Source organism: Aeromonas bivalvium (assembly GCF_000819765.1).
In the GTDB taxonomy this organism is placed as follows: domain Bacteria; phylum Pseudomonadota; class Gammaproteobacteria; order Enterobacterales; family Aeromonadaceae; genus Aeromonas; species Aeromonas bivalvium.
The window spans coordinates 13,617-36,389 of the sequence record NZ_CDBT01000027.1; the positions used below are offsets into that span (position 1 = coordinate 13,617).

The 22,773-nt window shown below is 62.6% G+C and carries 24 protein-coding genes; 5 read left to right on the forward strand and 19 right to left on the reverse strand.

Features of this window, described 5'->3' with window-relative positions:
• Position 1 precedes the first annotated feature (1 nt).
• Genes BN1119_RS10150 through BN1119_RS10160 form a run of 3 tightly spaced genes read right to left on the reverse strand, consistent with a single transcriptional unit; the run spans position 2 to position 2,225 of the window.
• Positions 2 to 985 carry a COX15/CtaA family protein gene (locus BN1119_RS10150; RefSeq protein WP_041997486.1) on the reverse strand — a complete coding sequence of 328 codons (984 nt, stop codon included), beginning with the start codon at positions 983 to 985 and terminating at the stop codon, positions 2 to 4.
• A gap of 41 nt (positions 986 to 1,026) precedes the next feature.
• Positions 1,027 to 1,497 (reverse strand): hypothetical protein, encoded by a 471-nt coding sequence (locus BN1119_RS10155; protein WP_041997488.1) that lies wholly within the window; start codon positions 1,495 to 1,497, stop codon positions 1,027 to 1,029.
• Positions 1,494 to 2,225, reverse strand: a complete 732-nt coding sequence (locus BN1119_RS10160; protein ID WP_041997490.1) for an SURF1 family protein — start codon at positions 2,223 to 2,225, stop codon at positions 1,494 to 1,496. Before BN1119_RS10160 ends, BN1119_RS10155 begins: the two co-directional genes overlap by 4 nt.
• A gap of 24 nt (positions 2,226 to 2,249) precedes the next feature.
• Between BN1119_RS10160 and BN1119_RS10165 the strand changes: the two genes are divergently transcribed.
• Entirely contained in the window at positions 2,250 to 2,456 is a 207-nt protein-coding gene (locus tag BN1119_RS10165) for a DUF2909 family protein (protein WP_041997493.1), read from the forward strand.
• 7 nt (positions 2,457 to 2,463) lie between these two features.
• On the opposite strand, the gene BN1119_RS10170 is transcribed toward BN1119_RS10165, so the two are convergent.
• From BN1119_RS10170 to lexA, 5 genes are all read right to left on the reverse strand, one after another.
• On the reverse strand, positions 2,464 to 3,381 hold the full coding sequence (locus BN1119_RS10170) for a cytochrome c oxidase subunit 3 (protein WP_244463719.1): 918 nt from the start codon (positions 3,379 to 3,381) through the stop codon (positions 2,464 to 2,466).
• Positions 3,374 to 3,910 carry a cytochrome c oxidase assembly protein gene (locus BN1119_RS10175; protein WP_041997497.1) on the reverse strand — a complete coding sequence of 179 codons (537 nt, stop codon included), beginning with the start codon at positions 3,908 to 3,910 and terminating at the stop codon, positions 3,374 to 3,376. The genes BN1119_RS10170 and BN1119_RS10175 overlap by 8 nt, the downstream gene beginning before the upstream one ends.
• A gap of 1 nt (position 3,911) precedes the next feature.
• On the reverse strand, positions 3,912 to 5,495 hold the full coding sequence (gene ctaD, locus BN1119_RS10180) for a cytochrome c oxidase subunit I (protein WP_041997499.1): 1,584 nt from the start codon (positions 5,493 to 5,495) through the stop codon (positions 3,912 to 3,914).
• Positions 5,496 to 5,506: 11 nt separating this feature from the next.
• Positions 5,507 to 6,646, reverse strand: a complete 1,140-nt coding sequence (gene coxB, locus BN1119_RS10185; RefSeq protein WP_244463720.1) for a cytochrome c oxidase subunit II — start codon at positions 6,644 to 6,646, stop codon at positions 5,507 to 5,509.
• Between the two features lie 168 nt (positions 6,647 to 6,814).
• Entirely contained in the window at positions 6,815 to 7,444 is a 630-nt protein-coding gene (gene lexA, locus BN1119_RS10190; protein ID WP_041997504.1) for a transcriptional repressor LexA, read from the reverse strand.
• 203 nt (positions 7,445 to 7,647) lie between these two features.
• Between lexA and plsB the strand changes: the two genes are divergently transcribed.
• Positions 7,648 to 10,077 (forward strand): glycerol-3-phosphate 1-O-acyltransferase PlsB, encoded by a 2,430-nt coding sequence (gene plsB, locus BN1119_RS10195; RefSeq protein ID WP_041997509.1) that lies wholly within the window; start codon positions 7,648 to 7,650, stop codon positions 10,075 to 10,077.
• A 185-nt stretch (positions 10,078 to 10,262) separates the two neighbouring features.
• Here plsB and ubiA read toward each other — a convergent pair whose 3' ends face one another.
• Both ubiA and BN1119_RS10205 read right to left on the reverse strand, forming a co-directional pair.
• A complete protein-coding gene (gene ubiA, locus BN1119_RS10200; protein WP_041997511.1) occupies positions 10,263 to 11,126 on the reverse strand; it encodes a 4-hydroxybenzoate octaprenyltransferase in 864 nt (287 codons plus the stop codon).
• A gap of 81 nt (positions 11,127 to 11,207) precedes the next feature.
• Positions 11,208 to 11,750 (reverse strand): chorismate--pyruvate lyase family protein, encoded by a 543-nt coding sequence (locus BN1119_RS10205; protein ID WP_041997513.1) that lies wholly within the window; start codon positions 11,748 to 11,750, stop codon positions 11,208 to 11,210.
• Positions 11,751 to 11,895: 145 nt separating this feature from the next.
• On the opposite strand from BN1119_RS10205, the gene BN1119_RS10210 reads away from it, so the two are divergent.
• Both BN1119_RS10210 and BN1119_RS20000 read left to right on the forward strand, forming a co-directional pair.
• Complete coding sequence (locus BN1119_RS10210) at positions 11,896 to 12,327, forward strand: flagellar basal body-associated FliL family protein (protein ID WP_084205402.1); 432 nt, start codon at positions 11,896 to 11,898, stop codon at positions 12,325 to 12,327.
• A gap of 72 nt (positions 12,328 to 12,399) precedes the next feature.
• Positions 12,400 to 12,564 carry a hypothetical protein gene (locus tag BN1119_RS20000; RefSeq protein ID WP_084205403.1) on the forward strand — a complete coding sequence of 55 codons (165 nt, stop codon included), beginning with the start codon at positions 12,400 to 12,402 and terminating at the stop codon, positions 12,562 to 12,564.
• Positions 12,565 to 12,621: 57 nt separating this feature from the next.
• Here BN1119_RS20000 and BN1119_RS10215 read toward each other — a convergent pair whose 3' ends face one another.
• The 8 genes from BN1119_RS10215 to BN1119_RS10245 all read right to left on the reverse strand — a co-directional run bounded on the left by BN1119_RS10215 (position 12,622) and on the right by BN1119_RS10245 (position 20,453).
• A complete protein-coding gene (locus tag BN1119_RS10215; protein ID WP_041997518.1) occupies positions 12,622 to 12,960 on the reverse strand; it encodes a DUF2799 domain-containing protein in 339 nt (112 codons plus the stop codon).
• Between the two features lie 127 nt (positions 12,961 to 13,087).
• Positions 13,088 to 13,210, reverse strand: coding sequence for a hypothetical protein (locus BN1119_RS21025; RefSeq protein WP_258955580.1), 123 nt, complete (start codon positions 13,208 to 13,210; stop codon positions 13,088 to 13,090).
• Positions 13,211 to 13,304: 94 nt separating this feature from the next.
• A complete protein-coding gene (gene waaA / locus BN1119_RS10220) occupies positions 13,305 to 14,564 on the reverse strand; it encodes a lipid IV(A) 3-deoxy-D-manno-octulosonic acid transferase (RefSeq protein ID WP_041997520.1) in 1,260 nt (419 codons plus the stop codon).
• The gene (gene waaF, locus BN1119_RS10225; protein WP_041997521.1) at positions 14,564 to 15,598 is read right to left on the reverse strand and encodes a lipopolysaccharide heptosyltransferase II; all 1,035 of its coding nucleotides are present in this window, start codon (positions 15,596 to 15,598) and stop codon (positions 14,564 to 14,566) included. The genes waaA and waaF overlap by 1 nt, the downstream gene beginning before the upstream one ends.
• The gene (locus tag BN1119_RS10230; protein WP_052448049.1) at positions 15,595 to 16,881 is read right to left on the reverse strand and encodes a PIG-L deacetylase family protein; all 1,287 of its coding nucleotides are present in this window, start codon (positions 16,879 to 16,881) and stop codon (positions 15,595 to 15,597) included. The genes waaF and BN1119_RS10230 overlap by 4 nt, the downstream gene beginning before the upstream one ends.
• Positions 16,882 to 16,884: 3 nt before the next feature.
• Entirely contained in the window at positions 16,885 to 18,030 is a 1,146-nt protein-coding gene (locus tag BN1119_RS10235; protein WP_041997524.1) for a glycosyltransferase, read from the reverse strand.
• Positions 18,027 to 19,340 carry an O-antigen ligase family protein gene (locus tag BN1119_RS10240; RefSeq protein WP_052448050.1) on the reverse strand — a complete coding sequence of 438 codons (1,314 nt, stop codon included), beginning with the start codon at positions 19,338 to 19,340 and terminating at the stop codon, positions 18,027 to 18,029. Before BN1119_RS10240 ends, BN1119_RS10235 begins: the two co-directional genes overlap by 4 nt.
• Positions 19,341 to 19,367: 27 nt before the next feature.
• Positions 19,368 to 20,453 (reverse strand): glycosyltransferase, encoded by a 1,086-nt coding sequence (locus BN1119_RS10245; protein ID WP_041997526.1) that lies wholly within the window; start codon positions 20,451 to 20,453, stop codon positions 19,368 to 19,370.
• A 307-nt stretch (positions 20,454 to 20,760) separates the two neighbouring features.
• Between BN1119_RS10245 and BN1119_RS10250 the strand changes: the two genes are divergently transcribed.
• The gene (locus BN1119_RS10250) at positions 20,761 to 21,558 is read left to right on the forward strand and encodes a glycosyltransferase family 2 protein (RefSeq protein WP_041997529.1); all 798 of its coding nucleotides are present in this window, start codon (positions 20,761 to 20,763) and stop codon (positions 21,556 to 21,558) included.
• Between the two features lie 57 nt (positions 21,559 to 21,615).
• On the opposite strand, the gene BN1119_RS10255 is transcribed toward BN1119_RS10250, so the two are convergent.
• Positions 21,616 to 22,656: a glycosyltransferase family 9 protein gene (locus tag BN1119_RS10255; protein WP_041997532.1), complete on the reverse strand. Its 1,041-nt coding sequence runs from the start codon at positions 22,654 to 22,656 to the stop codon at positions 21,616 to 21,618.
• Between the last annotated feature and the right edge of the window lie 117 nt (positions 22,657 to 22,773).

The following is a 22,773-nucleotide window of genomic DNA, read 5'->3' on the forward strand; positions in this document are numbered from 1 at the left end:
CTCAACGCTCCCCTGTGTGGGCCGGCCGGCGGCCGAGTGCAAACCAGACGGTCACCATGGTGAGCAGCAGCAAGGCGGCCACCCCGTGGTGAGCCAAGGCCACGGGCAAGGGCAGCATCAGCCCTATGTTGCTCACCCCCAGTACCACTTGCAGCAACACCAGGGTGGCAAGCACGCCTCCCAGCACAGCCCACCCCTCTCGGCCCAGCTGCCAGGCCAACCACAGCAATGTCAGTACCGTCACCAGGGCCCAGCTTCTGTGGGTCAGTTGTATGGTCATTCGCGCCCCATAGGGCAGCACGCCGAACTGATAGCTGTCACTCGGGGGTGGCACGGGATCGAACGCGCGAATGAAATCGAGCCAATGCCACCAGGGCCCCTCGCACCAGGGCAGCTGATGGCAGGTGAGCGCCGCATAGTTGGCCGACGTCCAGCCGCCAAGGGCTATCTGGATCACCAGCACCACCAGGCCTACCCGCAGCAGCCGCAGCGTCCGCCCGGGGGCCTGCACTGATGGTGCGGCGTGTGTTGCTGACCAGTGTCTGAGCGCGGCGAGCCAGAGCAAGGCCAATATGGTCATACCGCCCAGCAGATGGCTCAGCACCACCAGTGGAAACAGGTTCATGGTCACCGTCAGCATGCCGAGCAACCCCTGACCCACCACCAGTGCCAGCGTCAGCCAGGCGAGCCGTCGGCCCTGCCGTCGGTAGAGAGAGAACAGGGCCTGAGCAAGGATGACAAGTCCGAGCAGGCCAGCACAATAGCGGTGGATCATCTCGTTCCAGGCGAGGTGGGGTTGCAGCGGGGTATCCGGGAAGCGGCGCTCTGCCAGCATCAATTCATGGCTCTGGCTCGGCACCAGGTGAAAGCCGTAACACCCGGGCCAGTCCGGACAGCCGAGTCCGGCTTCCGTCAACCGGGTATAGGCACCGAGCACCACTACCACCGCCGCGAGCAACAGGGCACACAGACTGATCCAGCGCATATTCCCCCCATGGGCCCAGTGGGCCAGATGGTCTCTTGTTATTATCCGATCCTTGATAACTTCAATAGCTTGCGAAGGTCTGCCAGCAATGCCTCCCCGGCCGACAGGCGGGCCACCGCCTCCAGCGCTATGGGGTAGCGCAGTATCAGCCGCCCCTGGGGATCGGCGATATAGATGAACCCCTGGGCCAGGCCGGTCTGGTTCTCAGCCGCCTGGATCAACGGATCGCTGCTTTCGCCCCCCAGGCGCATGGGGACCACCCGCTCTCGCTCCTGGCCAAGCGCCAACCAGCTCTGATGCAGCAGGAAGAGCCCGGCTTCACAGCGGTCGTCACACACGGCCTGCGTGGGCATGAGCATATGCCAGCGCCCCTGCTGGGGAACCTGTCCCTCAACCCACTCCCCTTTCGCCGTCACCCCCCCTTCGAACCAGTGCTGGCTCAGCACCAGCCAGGCGATCGCAGGAGAGGCCAGAAAGATCAGCACCAGGCCCAGCAACGGCATCATCTTCATTCAACCTCCTTGTCATCGTCGTGGGCGGCCCCCTTGCGCCACCACCAGAGCGTGAGACCCGCCAGTGTCAGGGTCATGGCAAACCACTGCACGGCATAGCCGATGTGGCGCTCGGGGGTCATGGGGTTATCCGGCTTGTGACGCACCAGCTCGGGCCAAGAACCGCCCTCCTCCAATATCAGGACAAAGGGGAGTACCGGCCGTTGCCACCGTGCGGCCAGCCGGGGAGTGTCTATCGCCTGGACTCGCGTCGGCCACTCTTCCTCTGGGCCGCCGAGACGCAGAGGGGGATGATAGGGGCGCGCCACCCGTCCTCGAATTCGGTACTCTCCTGCCGGTTGCGAAACAGCTGGTATAACCTGACGATCTTCTCCTTGGGGCACCCAACCCAGATCGACCAACAATAACCCCTGTGCCGTAACCAGAGGGCGTAAAACCTGGTAACCCGGCTGCCCTTGATAAACCTGGTTATCGAGGAAGAGGGTAAGCCCTGGGGCGAATCCCCCTTCCAGTGAGAGCTGATAGCCATACCTGTCCTCCTTGACCAACAGGTCCTGCAGACTCAGTTCAAGCTGACCACGCTGCTGATTCAGCTCAAGCAGCTGGCGCTTTTGCGCTGCACGAGTCAGCTGCCAGCAGCCCAGCCAGGCCATGAGCAACCCCATGGTCAAGGCCAGCACCAGCAGGCCAACCCTGCCTTTTTCCCCTGCAAAACCGCCTATAATCATGGCATTACCCTTAGAGTGATGCCCATGATCATCAAACTCCTTATCGTATTGCTGCTCGCCATGGTACTGATTTCCCTGTTCAGGGCCCTGTATCAACTCGTCAGGGGCCAGACTCACCTGCCGGCGAGCCACTACCTGGGGCGCAGAGTGATCTTCTCCGTGCTGCTGGTCATATTGCTCTTGCTGGCCATGATGAGCGGCCTGCTGACCCTCAATCCCTCACCTTTCTGATCACTCTCTAAAGGATATAGACGAAAACAAACAGGCAGAGCCAAACCACGTCAACAAAATGCCAGTACCAGGCGCTCGCCAGGAAGGCAAAGTGGTGATGTGCATTGAAGTGCCCCTTCATGACCCTGAGCCACATGATGGCCAGCATCAGGGAACCCAGGAAGACATGCATGCCGTGGAAGCCGGTCAACATGAAGAAGGTGTTGCCATAGATGCCGGATTTGAGGGTCAGCCCCATCTCGGTATAAGCGTGGTAATACTCAAGCACCTGCAATGACAGGAAGAGGAGACCGAGCAATACTGTGCAGCCAAGCAACAGCTTGACCCGATTGCGATGGCCCCGCTCCAGAGCCTGGTGAGCGAACTGCAGCGTCACCGAAGAGCTGAGCAGCAGCAGGGTATTGACAAGGGGTAACCCTTGCCAGGGCATTGCCTCAGTCTGGGTCCCCCCTGGCGTGGTCACCAGTGGCCAGATGGCCTGGAAGTCGGGCCAGAGCACTTGGTGAGTGCTCAGATGGTGCAGATGTTCCCCCCCCAGCCAGGGGACTGACAGTACACGTGCATAGAAGAGCGCTCCGAAGAAGGCGCCGAAGAACATGACCTCGGAGAAGATGAACCAGCTCATCCCCTGGCGAAAAGATCTGTCCATCTGTGGGCTGTACAGCCCGCTCATCGACTCGTTGATGACATGGCCGAACCAGCCAAACAACATGCCCGTGATGGTCAGGGCTCCCGCCAGCAGGAGCCAGCCCCCGGGGTTGCCATGGCTGATCAGCATGCCGGCTCCCGATGCCATCAGGAACAGGCCAACCGCCCCCATGATGGGCCAGGGACTCTGCGCTGGCACATAGTATCTCGAATCGTTCGCCATTCTCGCCTCCGATACCGGACTCTCGCTCCCCTTGCCCAGGGTAGGTTCAACCATTTTGGCCACCCTGGCCCACCGCCCTGGTCACGTCATACAAGGTGTAGGAGAGGGTCAGGGTATGCAGCTCTGCCGGCAGCGCCTGATCGACATAGAAGTACAAGGGCAGCTGCGCCTTCTCTCCGATCGCCAGATGTTGCTGCTGGAAGCAGAAACACTCCGTCTTGTGCAGATAGCGGGCGCCGAGCCCCGGCGTGACGGAGGGCACCGCCTGCAACACCCGCGCACTGTCGGCCGAGTTTTCGACATTGAAGTGCGTGCGGCTCAACTCGCCCGGGTGCACCTTGATGCGCTGTACCACGGGGGCAAACCTGCCCTCGAACCCGGGGAAGGGATAAGCCACCAGCTCCAGCGTCACCGTGCGGCTGCTGTCTATCTCGCCCGTAGCGGCCGTGGCGGCCACGGACGCCGTCTTGCCATTGATCCCCGTAATGCGGCACAGGACGTCATACAGGGGTACCAGGGCATAGCCAAAACCGAACATCAGCAGGGTGGCCAGTACCAGTTTGAGGGTGAGCCGGGTGTGCATGTCACTTCACCTCTGGCGGTGTGGTGAAGGTGTGATAGGGGGCTGGCGAGGGAACTTCCCATTCCAGGCCATGGGCCCCATCCCAGGGTTTGGCCGCAGCCGACTTGCCACCTCGAATGCACTTGATGACCAGGTAGAGAAAGATGAGCTGGGACAGACCAAACGCGAACCCGCCCAGGCTGACGATGCTGTTCACATCGGCGAACTGGATGGAATAGTCAGGGATCCGCCGCGGCATGCCCGCCAAGCCGAGAAAATGCATAGGGAAGAACAAGACGTTGACCGAGATGACGGAGCACCAGAAGTGCCACTGGCCCAATCGTTCGTCATACATATGACCTGTCCACTTCGGCAGCCAGTAGTAGGCCGCCGCCATGATGGAGAAGATGGCTCCCGTCACCAGAACATAATGAAAGTGGGCCACCACGAAGTAGGTGTCGTGATACTGAAAATCCGCCGGTGTGATGGCCAGCATGAGGCCGGAGAAGCCTCCCATGGTGAACAACACGATGAAGGCGATGGCAAACAGCATGGGCAGCTCGAAACTGAGGGCGCCTCGCCACATGGTGGCTACCCAGTTGAAAACCTTCACGCCGGTAGGCACCGAGATCAGCATGGTGCAATACATGACAAACAGCTCGGCAAACACCGGCATCCCAGTGGTGAACATGTGGTGGGCCCATACCAGGAAACTCAAGCCGGCGATCGAGGCGGTGGCGTAGACCATGGAGCTGTAACCGAACAGCGGCTTGCGAGAGAAGGTGGGGACTATGGCCGAGATGATGCCAAAGCTCGGCAGGATCATGATGTAGACCTCGGGGTGGCCAAAGAACCAGAAAATATGCTGGAACATGACGGGATCCCCACCCCCCGCGGCATCAAAGAAGCTGGTACCAAAATACTTGTCGGTCAGCACCATGGTCACCACCCCCGCCAGTACCGGCATGACGGCGATCAGCAGGAAGGCGGTCACCAGCCAGGTCCAGACAAACAGGGGCAATTTCATCCAGGTCATGCCTGGCGCCCTCAGGTTGCAGATGGTGACGATGACGTTGATGGCCCCCATGATGGAGCTGATCCCCATGATGTGGATGGAGAAGACAAACAGCGCCGTGCTGTCCGGGGAATAGTGGGTGGAGAGAGGGGCGTAGAAGGTCCAGCCGAAATTGGGGCCGCCCCCTTCGGTGAACAAAGTGCTAAGCAGGATCAGGAAGGCGAACGGCAAGATCCAGAAACTCCAGTTGTTCATGCGCGGCAATGCCATGTCTGGCGCCCCTATCATCATGGGGATCATCCAGTTCGCCAGTCCGGTAAAGGCGGGCATGACGGCGCCAAACACCATGATCAGGCCATGCACCGTGGTCATCTGGTTGAAGAAGCCGGGGTCGACCAACTGCAGGCCGGGCTGGAACAGCTCGGCACGGATCACCATGGCCATGGCGCCGCCGGTCAGAAACATGATGAAGCTGAACCAGAGATAGAGGGTGCCAATGTCCTTGTGATTGGTGGTCAGCAACCAGCGCAACAAGCCCCTGGGCTGATGGCCATGCTCTGCCTGATGATCGAGATCCGTGACGACACTCATCTTGCTCTCTCCTACATGGATTTGCCCTTGAGGAAGGCATCGACATCCTTGGCCTGCACCTCATCGCCCTTGTCATTGCCCCAGGCGTTGCGTTCATAGGTGATGACCGCCGCCAGCTCCTGCAGGCTGAGTTGCTTGGCGAAGGCCTGCATGGCCGTGCCCGCCTTGCCGTGCAACACCCGTTCAAGATGATCCGTCTTGGGGCCTATCGCAATGGGGCTGCCCTTGAGGGCCGGGAACGCGCCCGGCACCCCTTCCCCGCTGGCCATGTGACAGGCGGCGCAGTGGCCAAGATAGACCTTCTCGCCGAGCGCCATCAGCTCATCCCGGCTCATGGTCATCGAGAGCAGCTTCTGCTCTTGCTCCTTGGCCGCCAGCTGCTCGTCCCGCGTCTTGCTCAGCCACTGGTTGAACTCGGCCTCCGGCTTGGCAATCACCACTATGGGCATGAAGCCGTGTCCCTTGCCGCACAGCTCGGCACACTGACCCCGATAGAGACCTGGGTGATCGATACGAGTCCAGGCCTCGTTGATGAACCCAGGGTTGGCATCCTTCTTCACCGCAAAGGCCGGCACCCACCAGGAGTGGATCACATCCTGGGAGGTGATGAGAAAGCGCACCTTCTTGCCGGTGGGCAGCACCAGAGGGCGATCCACCTCGAGCAGATAGTTCTCCCCCTTGCGGCGCTTGTTGTCTATCTGTGCCTGAGGGGTGGCCATCAGGCTGTAATACTCGACACCGTCGTCGAAATAGCGGTAATGCCACTTCCATTGGGAGCCGGTGATCTGCACCGTCAGGTCGGCATCGCTGGTATCTTCCATGGCGATCAGGGTGCGGGTGGCGGGTACGGCCATGCCGATGAGGATGAGGAAAGGGATCAGGGTCCAGAGGATCTCGACCCGGGTGCTCTCGTGGAAGTGGGCAGCCTGCGCCCCCTTGTCCTGCCGATGATGCCAGATGGCCCAGAACATGACCCCAAACACCAGCAAGCCTATCAGGGCACAGATGATGAGTATGGTCATGTGCAGGTCGTACACGTTGCGGCTGACGGCGCTGACCCCTTCCGTCATGTTGAAGCGCATGCCGCTGCCGAGCGATGGGCCGCTCCAGGCACACAGAAAGATTGAGAGAGTAATCAGGACTCTTTTCACTCTGCCCCCCATTTTTAGCGCTGCCCTGCCGGGCGTCTCTTCCCCGAGATTGGTCTTGCGTGCCAATCAACAGGCTAAGTAAAGCAGCAAATGAGAATGTGTGAAAAAAGTGTTAAGAAATAAATTGAAAAAACAGCAGGGAATAAAAGGCCCCGCGAGGGGCCTCAATCACATCCAGTCGGCGTTGCGGATCACGCCGACGGCCAGCCCTTCTATGGTGAGATGCTGGCTCGCCAGGTCGACGGCGATAGGCTGCAGCTCTTCATTTTCCGGCAACAGCCAGACCTGGCTGCCCTTGCGCTGGAAACGCTTGACGGTGACATCCTCATCGAGCCGGGCCACCACCACCTGACCGTTGCGCACCTCCTGGGTCTTGTGCACCGCCAGCAGGTCCCCGTCCATGATGCCGATGTTCTTCATGCTCATGCCCTGCACCCGCAGCAGAAAATCAGCCCGCGGATGGAACAGGGCGGGATCCACCTGATAGTGGCTCTCGATGTGCTCCTGGGCCAGGATGGGCTCGCCGGCCGCCACCTTGCCGATGAGGGGCAATCCCTGTTCTTCGTTGGCCGCATCCTCTACCTCGTCGAGCAGCAGGCGGATGCCCCGCGAGGTGCCCGGCAGGATCTCGATCGCCCCCTTCTTGGCCAGCGCCTTCAAGTGCTCTTCGGCCGCATTCGCGGATTTGAACCCAAGCTTCTGAGCGATCTCGGCACGGGTCGGCGGCATGCCGGTCTCGCTCATGTTGACCTTGATGAGATCAAGCACCTGAGCCTGGCGGGGAGTGAGGGGTTTCATAAGATTGGCACCTGTCTTTTTATACAGCACACTGGCAGTATATACAGTGTGCTGACCAAGGCAAGGCTCGACTGACAATTGTCGCAGCCGAAGCCAAAATAACCCTGTTCAGGCCCTCATCAACGGACTCATCGTACCTCTCGGCGACAAGCCCTGCGTGATTTGCTATGCTCACGCCGCATTTTTTTGGAGAGCAGACGCACATGTCCCTCGGGCAGAGTATTTCCAGAGCCATACTGCAGTGGCCGGTCAGCGGCTTGGTCAATCACAAGAGCCTGCCGGAAAACCCCATCACGGAACTCAAGCTGGATCCGGCCAGACCCATCGTCTACGCCCTGAAGACCAGCTCGATTACCGACCTGATGACCCTGCAGCAATGCTGCGAGGATCTCGGCCTGCCGGGCCCCTTCACCCCGCTCGAGCTGGGGGGCAGAGTCGTGCCACGCTACGTCTGCCTCGATCGGCCGCCCCCCCTGTTCGGATCCCGCAGCAAGCCACTCCCCTTCCTGCAGGAGTTCCAGCAACTGCTGGACTTGCACAAGCTGGATGCCGAGCTGGATGTACAGATGGTACCCGTCACCCTGTTCTGGGGCCGCGCCCCGGGCCGGGAAGGGGAGGAAGCCTCCGGCTGGAACATCATCAGCAGCCTGGCACCGAACCGGCTCAAGAAGGCGCTGATCGTGATCCTGAAAGGACGCGAAAACCTGGTGCGCTTCTCCCCGCCGCTCTCTCTGCGTCACATGGCGGACAAGCACGGCACGGATCAGGCCATCGCCCACAAGCTGGCGCGGGTGGCCCGCATTCACTTCAGCCGCCAGCAACTGGCGGCCACCGGGCCCAAGCTGCCAAACCGTAACCTGCTGTTCAAGCAACTGCTGGATTCAAATGTGATCCAGCAGGCCATAGAGGAAGAGGCCGGGCGCGAGGGCATCAGCCTGGAGAAGGCCCAGAAGCGCGCCCATGACTACATGGACGAGATCGCCTCCGACTTCTCCTACAGGCTGATCCGCCTCGGTGAGAGCTTCCTCGGCTGGCTGTGGAACAAGCTCTATCGCGGCCTCTCGGTCAACGGTGCCGAGCAGGTGCGCCAGCTCGCCCAGGAAGGGCACGAGATAGTCTATGTCCCCTGCCATCGCAGCCACATGGACTATCTGCTGCTCTCCTACGTCATCTATCACCAGGGCATGGTGCCGCCCCATATCGCGGCGGGCATCAACCTCAACTTCTGGCCGGCCGGTCCCCTGTTCCGGCGCGGCGGTGCCTTCTTCATCCGCCGCACCTTCAAGGGCAATCCGCTCTACAGCACGGTATTTCGTGAATACCTCAACCTGCTGTTTGCCAAGGGCTACTCGGTAGAATTCTTCACCGAAGGAGGCCGCTCACGCACCGGCCGCCTGCTCCCCCCCAAGACCGGCATGCTGGCGATGACCCTGCAGGCCATGATGCGCGGGCTGGAGAGGCCGGTGACCCTGGTGCCCGTCTATCTGGGCTACGAGCACGTGATGGAGGTCAACACCTACCACAACGAACTCAAGGGCAGTCGCAAGGAGAAGGAGAGTTTCCTGCAGGTGCTCGGCATCCTGCGCAAGCTGCGCAACTATGGCCGTGGCTTCGTCAACTTCGGCGAGCCATTGACCCTCAACGGCTATCTCAATGAGCATGTACCACAGTGGAAGGCCCATATCGGTCAGGAGGAACGCCCCGAGTGGATGGCCCCTACCGTCAACAAGCTGGCCGAGCTGCTGATGACCCGGATCAACGATGCCGCCGCCGTCAACGGCCTGACCCTGAGTGCCCTGGCGCTGCTGGCCGCCGAGCGCCATGCCCTGACCCGGGACGAGCTGCAGGCGCAGATCAACACCTATCTGGATCTGCTCAAGCAGGTGCCCTACAGCGAGCAGAGCACACTGCCCCAGGACAATGCCAAGGATCTGCTGGATCAAGCGATGGAGCTCAACAAGTTCGAGGTGAGCGAGGACAAGCTGGGCCAGATCATCAGTCTCGACCGCTATCAGGCGATCCTGCTGACCTATTACCGCAACAACATACTGCACCTGTTCGCCCTGCCCTCCCTGGTGGCGGCCCTGATCGAGCGGTGCGAGGGGATCTCCCGCGGCGAGATTGTCGCTCGCTGTGTCGACATCTATCCTCTGCTCAAGACAGAGCTGTTCCTGCGTTACCAAGAGGATGAGCTGCCGGATCTGGTCGACGCCCTGCTGGCCGAGCTGCAACGCCAGCAACTGGTCGAGGCTCGCGATGGCGGCTACTGGGTCAATCCAGGCAACCAGATGCGCCTGCTGCTGCTGGCCGAGAGCATCCAGGAGACACTGCAACGCTACGCCATCGTACTGACCCGCATGCTGGCCCAGCCCCACATAGAGGCTGAGCAGCTGGAGGCAGACGGCCTGATGATGGCGGAGCGCCTCGGTACCCTGCACGGCATCAACGCTCCCGAGTTCTTCGATCCCAAGCTGTTCAGCACCCTGATCCATACCCTGCGCAGCGAAGGCTATCTGGATCCGGGCTGTAAGCCGGACCTCGGCCGCTTCCAGGCCCTGGCCGACAATATAGTGCCGCTGCTCAGCAACAAGATCCGCCGCACCATACAGGCGGGCAACCGGCAGGCAGGCTGATCACGCCACCCGATGAAACAGGGCCCCAGCACGGGGCCCTGTCGTTATTGTGGCTCCCATCCTCCGCCAGGAAGACTCCAGCCTGCATCTTGCGGTTCATCCGCGCACCCTCCTCGTCGGAATACGCCAGAAACGATCAGGGCCGCATCCTGCGGCCCTGGCATTGAGATGGCACAACCGGCTGGTTACCAGTAGTGCAAAACCAGCCCGGCGAACACCAGGGCGCCCACATAGTTGTTGTTCAGGAAGGCCTGGAAGCAAGCCTCCCGCTGCCGCTCCCGGATGAGCCGCTGCTGGTAAACGAACAGGACGGCGGCACCGAGCAGCCCCCAGTAATAACTGGCTCCCAGCGCCATCAGCTGACCTATCCCCAACAAGATCAGCAGGGTCGCCAGCTGCAGCAGGCCGATGATCAGCTTGTCGAAACGGCCAAACAGGATGGCACTCGACTTGATGCCGAGCGTGAGGTCATCATCCCTGTCCACCATGGCGTACTGGGTGTCATAGGCGATGGTCCACAGCACATTGGCCAGGAAGATGAGCCAGGCCGCCGGAGGCAAGGCATTGGCCGCCGCCGCATAGGCCATGGGGATCGACCAGGAGAAGGCCAGCCCCAGCACCAACTGGGGAATGGGGATGAAGCGCTTCATGAAGGGGTAGCAGACCGCCAGCACCAGGGCGGCAAACGACAGGGCTATGGTCAACGCATTCTGGGTCAGCACCAGGGCAAAGGAGAGCAGTGCCAGCACGGCAAACAGCACCAGCGCCTCTCTCGGACTCACCTTGCCCATGGGCAGGGGCCGCCCCGCGGTGCGCTTCACGTGACCATCGAAATGGCGATCCGCGTAGTCGTTGATGACACACCCTGCCGAGCGCATGGAGAAGACCCCGACCACGAACACCAGCAGGGTGCCGAGCGCCGGCACGCCCCCGGCCGCCAGCCAGAGCGCCCACAGGGTGGGCCAGAGCAGCAGCAGGGTGCCGATCGGCTTGTCTATCCGTGCCAGCTGGGCATAGGCCAGCCCACGCTCCTTGGTCAATACAGTCACAGCAACTCCTTGTTTTAAACTGGAATATCAAGAGAAACGGCGATAGGCACGCCAGGATCCCACGGGATGGTGGTTCCCGGCTCAATCCAGCCACGACGGTGAGGGGAGATCGGTCAGCACTAGGCCGGGCAAGAGCACCTCGTGCACCAGCAGAGGCCAGCCATTGAGATAGAGGCGCGAGCGCCGCCCCCAGAGCGGCAGGAGCTGCCCCTGTGCATCCGCCAGCGTGAAACGGGCCAGTTGCAGGCCATCCCGCTGGGCAGGGGTCGCACCGAAGATGCGTTCTCCCAGGGGTTGTTCCCCCAGCTGACCCAGATCGGCCCCCGTCAGCGCCGCCTCGGCAAACAGGGTCCATCCCAGTACCGCGGGCCCGTTATCGCCATGCAGCACCACTTCTCGCCGCAAGCCGGCATCGACCCCCAGCAGGCCCTGTTCGTCGGCAGCCAGCCCTTGCAGGTGGTGACCAAGCAGCTCGAGAGAAAAGTGACGGTTGTAGCGGCGCAGGCGCGCCGTCATGGATCCTGCGTCAAGCAGCCAGGGCGCGAGTCGCGCCGGCGGCTCGGCCAGCGCAGGCAGCAGCCAGTCACTGGTCCGCGTGAGGGGAACAGTCAGCTCGGATTTCACCGCATCACCATCCAGAGAGTTCCGTCATCAGGTTAAAATCGGGCTTATTATCGGTAAATCGATCGAAAAATGTAAGGAAATCCGTGCTTGACGCCCCAGCGGCCAACATCAAAAATGGGGCATCTCACCAGTCTGAGTCCCTACCATGCCCAATGTATCGCAACGCGTTCGCCAGCTTGTCCCCTTGCTGCTCGCCCTCCTGGCCAGCCCGGTCTGGGCGGCAGATCCCGCCGCCGACGCCACCGCTCAACAGGATGGGGTCGCCTACCACCCGATGGAGCCCGACATCATCACCAACTATCTGAGCGAGGGTAAGACCCTGGGCTATGTGAGGGTCACGGTCGAGCTGATGGCCGATAATCACGGAGACCTCAAGCTGCTGGAAGTGCACGACCCCCTGATCCGCGACGCCATCATCCGCCTGATGGGCAGCAAGACTGCCGAGCAGATCAAGTCCCTCGCCAGCCGTGAAGAGCTGCGCAAGGAGTGCGAGGCCAGGGTCAATGAGCTGCTGGTGCGCGAGACGGGCAAGAAGGCGGTCAAGGAACTGATCTTCACCAAGTATCTCTATCAGTGAGGCCGGTGCCTGTATTCGCAATGCAAATTGATTAGAATACGGCGAAGTCATAAGCCAAGGTGATCGACGCGGATGGGCAACAAGACCCTGTGTGAATGGCGCCGCCACGAGATACCGTTCGATCTCAAGGCACTGCGCAAGATAGTACGCAAGCCCAAGTTCGTCTGTGGCAAGTGCGCCCGCAGCGCCAACGACAAGGCTTACCTCTGCCAGCCCTTGCGGCTCAAGGAGAAGTAACCCGCCCCCCTCGCCTCCCGCGGAGGCGGATTGCCCTGACGAGCGGATCCGGCCGGGCTACTGATCCGTCCAACCCTGCCTGCCCTGGGCGAACAGCTTGCGCGCCTGGGCATCGTTGGGGCAGACGCCGCGATACTCCTCCCCGGTGCGGCCCGCCAGATAGAGGTGCTCTGGGCGACAGTACCAGGCGAGCCCCTTCTGGTGACCCTGTGACCACAAGGCATCATCGACCCTGTCGCCGCACCGGGTCTGGTGAAATTCCACCCGCTGGGCGGTGAACCCCAGCTTGCCATCGGCCTCTCCCACCCCATCCCAGGGTTGCTCGCACGGATCGTCCGAGTTGGAGACGCAGCCGCCGAGCAGAGCGGCGGCGCAGAGCATGAGTAATGGGCGCATCTTGATCCTTGAGCGTCATTCGGGCTTTCATTCTAGCGAGCCAGTCTCCGGCCACCAAGTCCGGTGTTCACCTATCACCAACAAATCAGGCGGGCCCTTGGCCCGCCTGATTTGTTTACCGCTGGCATCACTGGTCGTCGAAGTCGTCGTCAAACTGCCAACTGTCGTCGTCCAGATCTTCCAGCTGCTCCTCCCAGGATTCCGGCTCCCAGTCATCGTCGAGCTCGTAATCCGGCTTGTGTCCACCCATGCTCATTCTCCTTGGACAGTGCACCCGCTCTCAAAGTCTATCCAGAAAAATGGGGCTCGCCAGTGTGCGGTGGACGGCTCCCCGGCCGGGAAATTCAGTCGAGCCCGTCCAGGCAACGGGACAGGGTGCGAGCCAGCGCTCCCTGATTGCGCAGCACCACGGCGCGGGCCTGCTCCCCCCGCTCGCGGCGCTGGTGTTCATCGGCCAGCAGGGCGCTCACCTTCTCCCCCAGCTCGTCACGGCTTGCCACCACGCTGGCGCCGCCCCGCTCCACCAGCTGGCGAGTGATGTCGTTGAAGTTGAAATAGTGGGGCCCCGTCAGGCAAGGCTTGCCCAACGCTGCGGGCTCCAGCAGGTTGTGGCCGCCCACACCGACCAGACTGCCCCCCATGAAGGCCACGTCGGCTGCCGCCAGCATCGACGGCAGCTCTCCCATGGTATCCCCCAGATAGACGCCGTCCTCCTCGCGGATCGGGTCGCCGCTGCTGCGCCGCACACAGCCGTAAGGGGCGCACAGCTCGGCCACCCGATCGAAGCGCTCCGGATGGCGGGGCACCAGGATCAGCAAGGCCGAAGGGTGGGTGAGCCGTACCCGGTCGAAAGCGGCCAGCACCTGCTCATCCTCGCCCTGATGGGTGCTGGCGGCGATCCAGACCGGTCGATCCCGGCCCAGCGCCTGGCGCAGGGCTCGCCCCTTGCTCAGCACCTCGTCGCCGAACTGGATGTCGAACTTGATGGAACCGGTCACCGCCAGCCGTTCCCGGCCGATGCCGAGTCGATGGAAGCGATCCGCGTCGTCCTGATGCTGGCAGAGCAGCAGACCAAGGGGGCGACTCAGGGCATCGAAGGCCCCCTGAAAGCGACGGTAACGCCCGCAGGAGCGCTCGGAGAGCCGGGCATTGATGATGGTCACCGGCAGGTGACGTGCCTCGCAGGCCGCCAGCCAGTTCGGCCACAGCTCGGTCTCCATCACCCAGAGCGCGCGAGGCTTGAAGGTGGCCAGAAACCGTGAAACGGCCCAGGGGTAGTCGAGGGGGGCATAGCGATGCATCACCAGATCCCCGAGCCTGGCCGCCTGCTCGGCGCCGGTGCGGGTGGTGGTGGTGAGCAGGATCGGCAGATCGGGGCGTTCGGCCTTGAGGGCCCGGATGAGCGGGCTGATGGCGAGGGTCTCTCCCACACTGACCGCATGGATCCAGAGCGGCGCCTCCTGCCCGGTCGGCGTCGCGCACCCCAGGTGCTCTCGCCAGCGCGCCCCGAACCCGGGCTTGCCACGCCTGGGTCGGTAGAGCGCCAGCAGTGCCAGGGGCAGGCCCAGATGGATCAAGAGGTTGTAGAGCAGTCGATAGCCCATCAATCGCCCTGCTCCAGCCGCTTGCCGGCCTCGATCACCTGCTCGGGCGGCAGATCGTTGAGGCATTTCAGATGGCCGAACTTGCAGGTGCGCTTGAAGCAGGGACGGCACTCTATATCGGTGTGCACTATCTCCACCCTGTCCGCCAGGGGCGGCGTATAGAGCGGCGAGGTGGAGCCATAGACGCCGATCAGCTGCCGGTTCAGGGCCGCGGCTATATGCATCAGGCCCGAGTCGTTGGAGATGACCTGGCGGGCCAGGGCCATCAGGTCGATCGCCTCATGCAGGCTGGTCTTGCCTGCCAGCACATGGCAGTGACCCTGGCTGCGGGGGTTGAGGCTGGCCCGGATCTGGTTGGCCACCTCCACATCCTTGCCCGAACCGAAGATCCACACCTGCCAGCCCTCGTCGAGCCGGATCTGGGCCACGGCCGCGTAGTGGCGCTCCGGCCAGCGCTTGGCGGGGCCGAATTCGGCCCCGGGACAGAGCACCAGCACGGGGCGGGCAGTGTCCAGCCCGAGTCGCTCCAGCGCCTTGCTCTGGTTGATGAGATCGACATTCAGGGCCGGGTGGGGAATGGCCGGGATGTCGGCCCGGCTCTTCATCTGCGCCTTGGGGTAAGCCAGGGCCAGATAGGCCTCCACCATCAGCGGGAAGGCGGATTTGTTGCTGCGCAGGTCGTTGAGCAGGCCGAAACGGTGCTCCCCCTTCCAGCCGGTCCGCAACGGTATCCTGGCAAACCAGGGGATGAGCGCCGACTTCAAGGAGTTGGGCTGGATGATGGCCTGATCGTAATGCTCTGCGGCCAGCTGCTTGCCCAGCCGGCGCCGCTCCCCCAGCTTGAAGTCACCGTGGCCGAGGGGCATGGGCACCGCCTTGTCCACCTCCGGCATGCGCGCGAGCAGGGCGCCACACCAGGCCGGCGCCATCACGTGCAGCTCGCAGCCAGGGTGGTTGGTCTTGATCGCCTTGTAGAGGCTCTGGGACATCACCATGTCCCCGACCCAGGAGGGGCCGATCACCAATATCTTCATGCTTGTTCTGTTCCTGCGTCTTGCAACACGCCCCTGACGAAGTCTTCGCCGGCCACCCAGCTGAACACCTCATGGGCCTTGATATGGGTCTGAAAATAGCTGTGCAGACCATAGTGATGATAACCGTCCCGTCTGACGGTGCGCCCCCACCAGCGCTTGAATCGTTTCTCCAACCTGTCCTTGGCGTGCAGGTCGTGCATCGTCTCCATAGCCACCACCTTCTCCTTCTGGCGGGCCAGCGACAACGGGTGGCTGTAGCAACGCCAGGGTCCCAGCGGCGAGGTCTCCTGCTGCCAGGGAGGCAGCGTGGTGCCCGCATGTTCGGGTCCATAGGGGAAATCATGGACCCGGCGCAGGTGATTGGCATAGAGCAACACCCGGGCCGGCACCTGGCCGCTGCGCCGGATCGCCAGGGCCAGGGCACGCGCCGTGGCCACATGATCCCCATGGGGATCCACTTCGGGATGGGTCACCAGCACTGTACTCGGCCTGATGTGAGTCAGCAGGGCGGCCAGATCGGCCAACAGCAGCGCCCCCTGGTTGCCAGGCTGCTCATCTCCCGGCAACGGCCGGGGATTCCAGCGCCGAAATGGCGCCGGGGTCAGCGCGGGCAGCTGGCCATGGGCCACCCTGGCCTCCGGGTCGGCCACCAGCCTTGCCAGGCTGTCGTTGAAATAGCCGAGGCAGTACAGGCGGGCGGCGCTCACCCCGGCCAGCAGCGGGGTCGTCACGCTGTTCCAGGCCCGGATCACCCCCTTGCGCGCCGAGGCGCTCGGCAGATCCGCGTCCAGACCCGGGATGTATTGGCGATCCAGCCGACCGAGCTTCTCCCCCGCACTCAGGGTCACTATCCAGCTGCGCTCGGCATGGTCGCTGTAGAGCCCGAAGGCGGCCAGCTCCGCATCGTCCGGATGGGGAGAGAGAATGAGCACAGGGCCATCCGCCAGCGCCGGATTGGCGAAGGCCAGCAGGCGGGCCTGCTCCTGCCAGCGGCAGTCGATGGCCTGCAGTCGCACCCGATCCAGCTCGCCCAACCCCGTCAGGTTGAGAAAGCGCCTGCCCCGCTGGTTCGCTTCGAAATATTGCTCACTGCTGACCCCGTCGGCATCGATACGCAGGCACCCCTGGCGCCGCTTGTGGGTCGCCTCATAATCAAATTCCAGCAACAGGGTGTGATGGGTCAGCTCACCCGGGGTGGCCACATCCAGCCTGCCATCCGGTGACAGCTTGACGGGGGAAACCCAGCTCGGGGCCAGGGGATAGCGATGATCCTGTGTCGTCATGATTTAATCCTGAATGAGGGCGAGGAAACGCCTGGCTATCTCGCCATCATCGAAGCGTTCGACCCAGTGAGGCTGGATCCGGACCGGGTCGGCCAGCGCCTCGCTCATCTTGGCGGCCAGGGCTACCTCATCGGCTGGCGACAGCAAACGGGTCTGCTCCTCGATCAGCACCTCGCGGATGCCGCCGGGCACATCGGTAGCCACCACCTGGGTGCCGCAGGCAAGCGCTTCAATCAGCACCAGTCCCAGCCCCTCGGTGCGGGAGCTGAGCACGAAAGCCTCGGCACGGGCGACCCAGGGATAGGGGTTGTCCCTGTGACCCAGCAGGATCACCCTGCCATCCAGCCCCAGGGACGACACCTGCCGCTCCAGGGCGGCACGCTCGCTGCCCTCGCCGATGATCACCAGCTTGCAGTCCAGCTGCGCCCGCTTGAATGCCCGCAGCAGCAGGCCCTGGTCCTTGACCGGTACCAGCCGCGCCACATGCACCAGGAAGGGGCCCTCGATCATGGGGTCGGGAGCAGACTGCGCCAGCTGGCGCACCCGTGCCAGGGGGACACCGTTGTGGATCACCGTCTGACGGACCGGCCGCACCGAGAAGTGGGACAGGGTCTGCTGCAGCACCTTGGCGATGCCATGGGAGACACAGATCACCTGCTTGTCCTGAAACAGCTTGGCCGTGAGCCAGCCACCGAGGCGATAGCCCCTGAGCTTGGAGGAGGGTCCCTCCACCAGCTGCCAGCAGCGGGGATCGCGCAGATCCCATAACAGTTCGAACGCCCCCTGGCCCCGGATCAGGATCTGATCGAAGGAGCCGAATCGGGCCTCCATCTCGGCGATCCGCTCTCTGGCCAGGGCGCTGGTGCGCCAGCCGGTCCAGACGAACCCGGATCCCGGCAGCAGATGCCTGAGCAAGCCGCGCCCCAGCAGATCCCAACCCAGCCCGGCCAGGCCACGTCTGGCGTCGCGCTCTATGTCGCCCCCGGCGTGCAGTTGCACGGCAGGATCCGGACTCAGTCTGGCGTCCCCGCGCAGTACCCAGATATGCACCTCGTGGCCCTGTGCGGCCATGGCATTGGCCAGGGTAATGCTGGCCTGCTCTATGCCCCCTTGTTGCAGGCGACGCAATATGATGAGAATGCGCTTCATCTGGCAGCATCCGCCAGACCGCGGGGATAGCGGCGACGCCAGCAAAGGGTCACCAGGCCCCCGACTATGATGTTGAACACGAAGGTGCCCGTGCCAAACGACATGTAGGACTCGAAGTTGTTGACGATGACCCAGAACACGAAGAAGCAGAAGCCGAATACCAACACATCGGTCGGCATCAGACCCGCCCGCCAGGTCAGCCAGCAATCCCGACCAATGGCCCCGGCCAGGGCCACCAGCAGCAAGGTGCCAGCCAGGCCGTAGCTGAGCTGCACCTCGAGGAAATAGTTGTGCAGATGGCCAAACTGCTGCTTGACCCAGTCAGGCAGGGCATCGGAGTGGGCAATCACCCGACTGCGGGCCTGGGAACCCCAACCGAACCAGGGCCGTTCCATGATCTTCTCGGCGGCCACCTTCCAGGTGTTGGCCCGAACCCCGACACTGGTGTAGGGGATATCGTCCCAGTCGCCTCGCAGCAGTTGCTGGATGACAGGGGCCTCCTGCTCGTAGCGCTGCTCCACGTGAGCGATGCCGCGCTCCCCCAGGGTCACGCACAGCAGGGCCGTGGCCGCGAGCAGCAGGCCGAGCAGCCAGCAGCGGGGACGCTTGAGCCAGATCCAGAACATGAGGGCCAGCAGCAGCGCCAGAAAGATGGCAAGGAAGATGGCTCGGGTCTGGGTCACCATGATCCCCAGCGCCGCCACCGCCAGGGTGCCAAGCCAGAGCGGCAATCGCCACCAGAGCCGCGGGCCGGCCGCCAGCCAGCGCTGACTGAAGCAGAAACAGCCGAGCATCAGGGTGCCGAAGTACATGGCCACATGCTGGGCGTTGCGGATGCCAAAGTCGACCCGCAAGCCCGCCATGCCCTGCTGCCATACCATCCAATCAACCGATGAGCCCAGCACGGCAAACAGGAGTCCCAGCGCGGCTATGCCCCACAACCAGAAGACGTTGCGCAACCTGCCCGCCAGCAATATGGCGGTGGCGAAGAAGAAGAAAATCTTGGTCAGGCGATCGAGGTGGGGGTTCGGGCTGGAGATGACGGTCGGCGCCAGCATCCCCAGACACCAGGGGAGCAGCTGCACCAGCACCGCCAGCAGGACAAACTTGAAATAGGTATCGAGGGCCATGCGCCTGTGGGAGGTCAGCATCAGCAGCAGGGTCATGGCCAGAAACCCCACCTCCATTGCCTTGCCGACCCCGCCAAACCAGATCCGGCAAAGGGCATAGGTCAGCAGGCAGGCAACACCCAGCCCCCTCAGGTAGGGTGAGATTCCATCCCCCTCGACCCCGCTCCACCCTGCATCCATTTTTCTTATTATGTTGTTATTCAAGTTTTATACTCGCTCAACCAGTGACAAGGCCTCGAACTGAGGCAAGACGCTCTCGGCGAGGAAGGGCTGATAGTAATCCGCCGTGATGGTGACGGGGGCGGCATCCATGCGGGCGATGGCGTCGGCCAGGGCCGCCTCGTCTTGCAGCGGCACCAAGAAGGCCGCCAGCTCGCCACTCAGTATCTCTTTGGGACCGGACGGACAATCGACACTCACGATCGGGGTGCCGAGAAAGAGAGATTCAATCAGCACTCTCGGCAACCCCTCCCCATCCGAGGTGAGGATCAACGCCTTGGCGTGCTTGATGTAGGGATAGGGATTGGTCTGGTAGCCGGGCAGTATCACCCTGGATGTCAGGCCAAGTTCGCCGATGAGCTCCCGTACCCTGGCCTCCTCCTCCGGCTTGCCCTTGCCCAGCAGCAGCAGGGGCGTCTGCACCCCGCTGGCCCGATAGGCACGCAGCAGCCGGTCGTGGCGCTTGCGATGTTCGAAGGTGCCCACATTGATCAGATACTCCCCGGCGGGCAGGTCGGCCGGCTCGGCGGCCATGCGCACGAAACCTTCCCGCTCGTAGGGGTTATAAATGGCGAGGATCCGCTCCGGGGTGAGTTCGGCATCCTGCAACAAACCTTCCACCACCCCCTGGGAGCAACCGATCACCTTGCGGCCGTTATAGAAGCGCTGCAGCTTGGCTTTGGCTTTGGCCTTGGCCTTGGGGGTGTAGCGGGAGGCGAGCATGTTGCTCTTCACCCAGAACCAGAGGTTGGGGTGATCGAGGTGGCGGGTGATCTTGTCACAGGAGCAGGAGAGCACCACATCCGGCGCGAGGCGACGGATGGCCCTGGCGATACGCCAGGCTTGCCATTTTTCGACCAGCACATTGGAGATGGCCTTGGTGACGCCATTGACCAGAGCCAGGTTGATCACCTCCAGCTCAGGCGGCAGACGATGTTCGATCAGGTCGCGCAGTATGAAGACAGTCACCTTGTGACCGCGCTGACGCAGCCCTTCCGCCGTGTTGATGAGAGACTTTTGCGCGCCACCACCATACAAATCTTCAATCACAAAAACGAAACGCTTGGAGTTCATGCATCATCTCATCAAGGAATAACGTCGGTCACTCGGTGAGCTACCGATAGGCCCGCCCGGCGCGGCAAATACCCGCCCCTTGGCGGACAGAAGGGTCACGACGGGGGCGAGAAGCCCCCGTATCGGGATAAAAAGTCATCTTGGCTGCCAACAAATCGACCAGCACTGCCATAAAGCGGCGCAGCCCATGCCAAGCGAGCAAGGGATAATCGGCGATTTTCCGTGACCCCCAGCGGCAAGTCAAACTTTGCCCACCAAACTTGAATCAGGATAGAATGTGGCTCACCTTCCTTCGCCGGTTATTTCCATGGAACAACAACAACCTGTCACCCTGGCGGTGGCGCTGACCACCTTCAACAGCATGCGCTGCCTGCCCATGGTGCTCGATAGCGTGCAGGGGCTGGCGCAACGCATAGTGGTGGTCGACTCCGGCTCCACCGACGGAACCCGGGAATATGCGGCCGAGCGAGGCTGCATCGTCATCGAACGCCCCTGGCCAGGCCCGCTCAAGCAGAAAGTCTTCGCCATGGAACAGTGTGCCCCGGCCAAGTGGATCCTGCTTCTCGACTCCGACGAATCCCTCGAGCCCGAACTCAGGAGCGACATGGAGCGGGTGCTGCGCGAAGACGACCCCGCCATCAGCGCCTGGGAATTCCAGCGCAAGATCTGGTTCCTCGGCGGCTGGCTCCACCACATGTATCAGCCGGAGTGGCGCCTGCGTCTGGTGCGCAGCGATCAGTGGCGGATGGAGGGCAAGATGGACCTCTATCACGACAAGCTGGTCACGGACGGCAAGGTCGACAAACTCAAGGGCATCTGCCGCCACGACTCCTATGCCGACATCAAGGATGCGGTACTGCGGGCCCAGCGCTACGCCGAGCGTGCCGTGGGCCGCGAGATGAAGGGGGGTCGCTGGTACGACTTCATCTGGTGCATCATCGACGTGCTCTGGCGCCACGGCATTCGTCAGCGCGCCTTCCTCGATGGCAAGCGCGGCCTCATCATGCTGGGCATCACCATGGCCTCCAAGCTGATCCGTCAGGCCTATTTCTGCCAGCAGCGGTTGCAGCCGCCCAAGAAGGACTGGGAAAACCCCGTGGTCTGAACGACCTCAAAAGCAGCATCATTCAGGGCCCGTCAGGGCCCTTCTGCTGTGTCCCCGTCAGGTGGGTTGCCAGAGCGCCTTGCCCCAGTGCGCGATGGCGCCGGCCATGGTCTTGGGATCGAGCTGACTCATGTCCTCTGGATGATCGCTGTCCTCGGGCGGGCTGAATGCCAGGTGGCGTCCCTCCTGGTTGAGCGGGCGCCAGCGCAGCGGCCGGGCCGAGCGGTGCGCCGGGAAGAAGCCCACGGTCGGCACATCCAGGGCAGCCGCGATGTGCAGCGGCCCCGTGCTGCCCGCCATGAACAGGGCGGCATTGGCCAGCACCTGACAGAACTTGGGCAACCCCTCGTCGGAGCGATAAATCCAGCCGTTGCCACCATGGGCCAGCAGCTCGGCCGCCAGCTGCTCGGCCTTGGTCTCCTCCCCGGGCCCGGCGGTCAGCACGCACTGCAACTCGGGGCAGGCCTGATTGAGCTTGATGATGAGCCGGGCATATTGCGCAATGGAGAGGTTGTTGGCCGAGCCACCACTGCCCGCGTGCACCATCAGCCAGGGACGCGCCACATCCAGGCCCAGCTTGCCGGCGGTTTCGGCACGCACCCTGGCCAGCTGCTGGGGTTCGAACGCCAGATAGGGCGCCTGCGGCTCGACCACGCTCGCCTGCTGATCGGCCAGGAAATGACGGATCAGGTCGAGGTTGTACTCATATTCCGGCTTCTGGGAGCGGGAGCGGCGCTGCACCAGGCGCTGGTTGTAGAGCACCTGGGCCAGCTTGGTGGCCGGGGCGAGCCGGTAGGGAATGTGGGCCTTCCACACCAGCTTGGCGTTGCGGGTGTTGGAGAACAGGCAGATGGAGGCATCGAAGGCGGCCGCCTTGATGCGGGCCAGCAGAGCGCGCTGTTGCTCCTTGTCGGCGTGGGCACCCGGATCCAGGATCACCTCGTCAATCCAGGGGCAGAGCCGTGCCAGCGGCGCAGTATAGCCGGGCACCAGGGCAGTCACATGACAGTTCATGGAGCGCTTGAGCATGGCAAAACTCGGCCAGGCCAGCATGAAGTCACCAATCTTGTCATTGCGAACAACCAGAATGCGTTTCATAAAAGATCCCTTTGCTCCCCACACCCAAGGCGGGAAGGCTGAATGCGCGATGGGGTATTCTTGCCTGATGCACTGCTATTCTCAAGCGACGACCTTATAATGCCAGCAATTTTCCGG

Excerpts from the sequence above, each read along its gene's own strand:
- BN1119_RS10150 (WP_041997486.1), bottom strand. The coding sequence starts at position 985 with ATGCGCTGGATCAGTCTGTGTGCCCTGTTGCTCGCGGCGGTGGTAGTG.
- BN1119_RS10155 (WP_041997488.1), bottom strand. The coding sequence starts at position 1,497 with ATGAAGATGATGCCGTTGCTGGGCCTGGTGCTGATCTTTCTGGCCTCT.
- BN1119_RS10160 (WP_041997490.1), bottom strand. The coding sequence starts at position 2,225 with ATGATTATAGGCGGTTTTGCAGGGGAAAAAGGCAGGGTTGGCCTGCTG.
- BN1119_RS10165 (WP_041997493.1), top strand. The coding sequence starts at position 2,250 with ATGATCATCAAACTCCTTATCGTATTGCTGCTCGCCATGGTACTGATT.
- BN1119_RS10170 (WP_244463719.1), bottom strand. The coding sequence starts at position 3,381 with ATGGTTGAACCTACCCTGGGCAAGGGGAGCGAGAGTCCGGTATCGGAG.
- BN1119_RS10175 (WP_041997497.1), bottom strand. The coding sequence starts at position 3,910 with ATGCACACCCGGCTCACCCTCAAACTGGTACTGGCCACCCTGCTGATG.
- ctaD (WP_041997499.1), bottom strand. The coding sequence starts at position 5,495 with ATGAGTGTCGTCACGGATCTCGATCATCAGGCAGAGCATGGCCATCAG.
- lexA (WP_041997504.1), bottom strand. The coding sequence starts at position 7,444 with ATGAAACCCCTCACTCCCCGCCAGGCTCAGGTGCTTGATCTCATCAAG.
- plsB (WP_041997509.1), top strand. The coding sequence starts at position 7,648 with ATGTCCCTCGGGCAGAGTATTTCCAGAGCCATACTGCAGTGGCCGGTC.
- BN1119_RS10210 (WP_084205402.1), top strand. The coding sequence starts at position 11,896 with ATGCCCAATGTATCGCAACGCGTTCGCCAGCTTGTCCCCTTGCTGCTC.
- BN1119_RS20000 (WP_084205403.1), top strand. The coding sequence starts at position 12,400 with ATGGGCAACAAGACCCTGTGTGAATGGCGCCGCCACGAGATACCGTTC.
- BN1119_RS10215 (WP_041997518.1), bottom strand. The coding sequence starts at position 12,960 with ATGCGCCCATTACTCATGCTCTGCGCCGCCGCTCTGCTCGGCGGCTGC.
- BN1119_RS21025 (WP_258955580.1), bottom strand. The coding sequence starts at position 13,210 with ATGGGTGGACACAAGCCGGATTACGAGCTCGACGATGACTGGGAGCCG.
- waaA (WP_041997520.1), bottom strand. The coding sequence starts at position 14,564 with ATGGGCTATCGACTGCTCTACAACCTCTTGATCCATCTGGGCCTGCCC.
- waaF (WP_041997521.1), bottom strand. The coding sequence starts at position 15,598 with ATGAAGATATTGGTGATCGGCCCCTCCTGGGTCGGGGACATGGTGATG.
- BN1119_RS10230 (WP_052448049.1), bottom strand. The coding sequence starts at position 16,881 with ATGACGACACAGGATCATCGCTATCCCCTGGCCCCGAGCTGGGTTTCC.
- BN1119_RS10235 (WP_041997524.1), bottom strand. The coding sequence starts at position 18,030 with ATGAAGCGCATTCTCATCATATTGCGTCGCCTGCAACAAGGGGGCATA.
- BN1119_RS10240 (WP_052448050.1), bottom strand. The coding sequence starts at position 19,340 with ATGGATGCAGGGTGGAGCGGGGTCGAGGGGGATGGAATCTCACCCTAC.
- BN1119_RS10245 (WP_041997526.1), bottom strand. The coding sequence starts at position 20,453 with ATGAACTCCAAGCGTTTCGTTTTTGTGATTGAAGATTTGTATGGTGGT.
- BN1119_RS10250 (WP_041997529.1), top strand. The coding sequence starts at position 20,761 with ATGGAACAACAACAACCTGTCACCCTGGCGGTGGCGCTGACCACCTTC.
- BN1119_RS10255 (WP_041997532.1), bottom strand. The coding sequence starts at position 22,656 with ATGAAACGCATTCTGGTTGTTCGCAATGACAAGATTGGTGACTTCATG.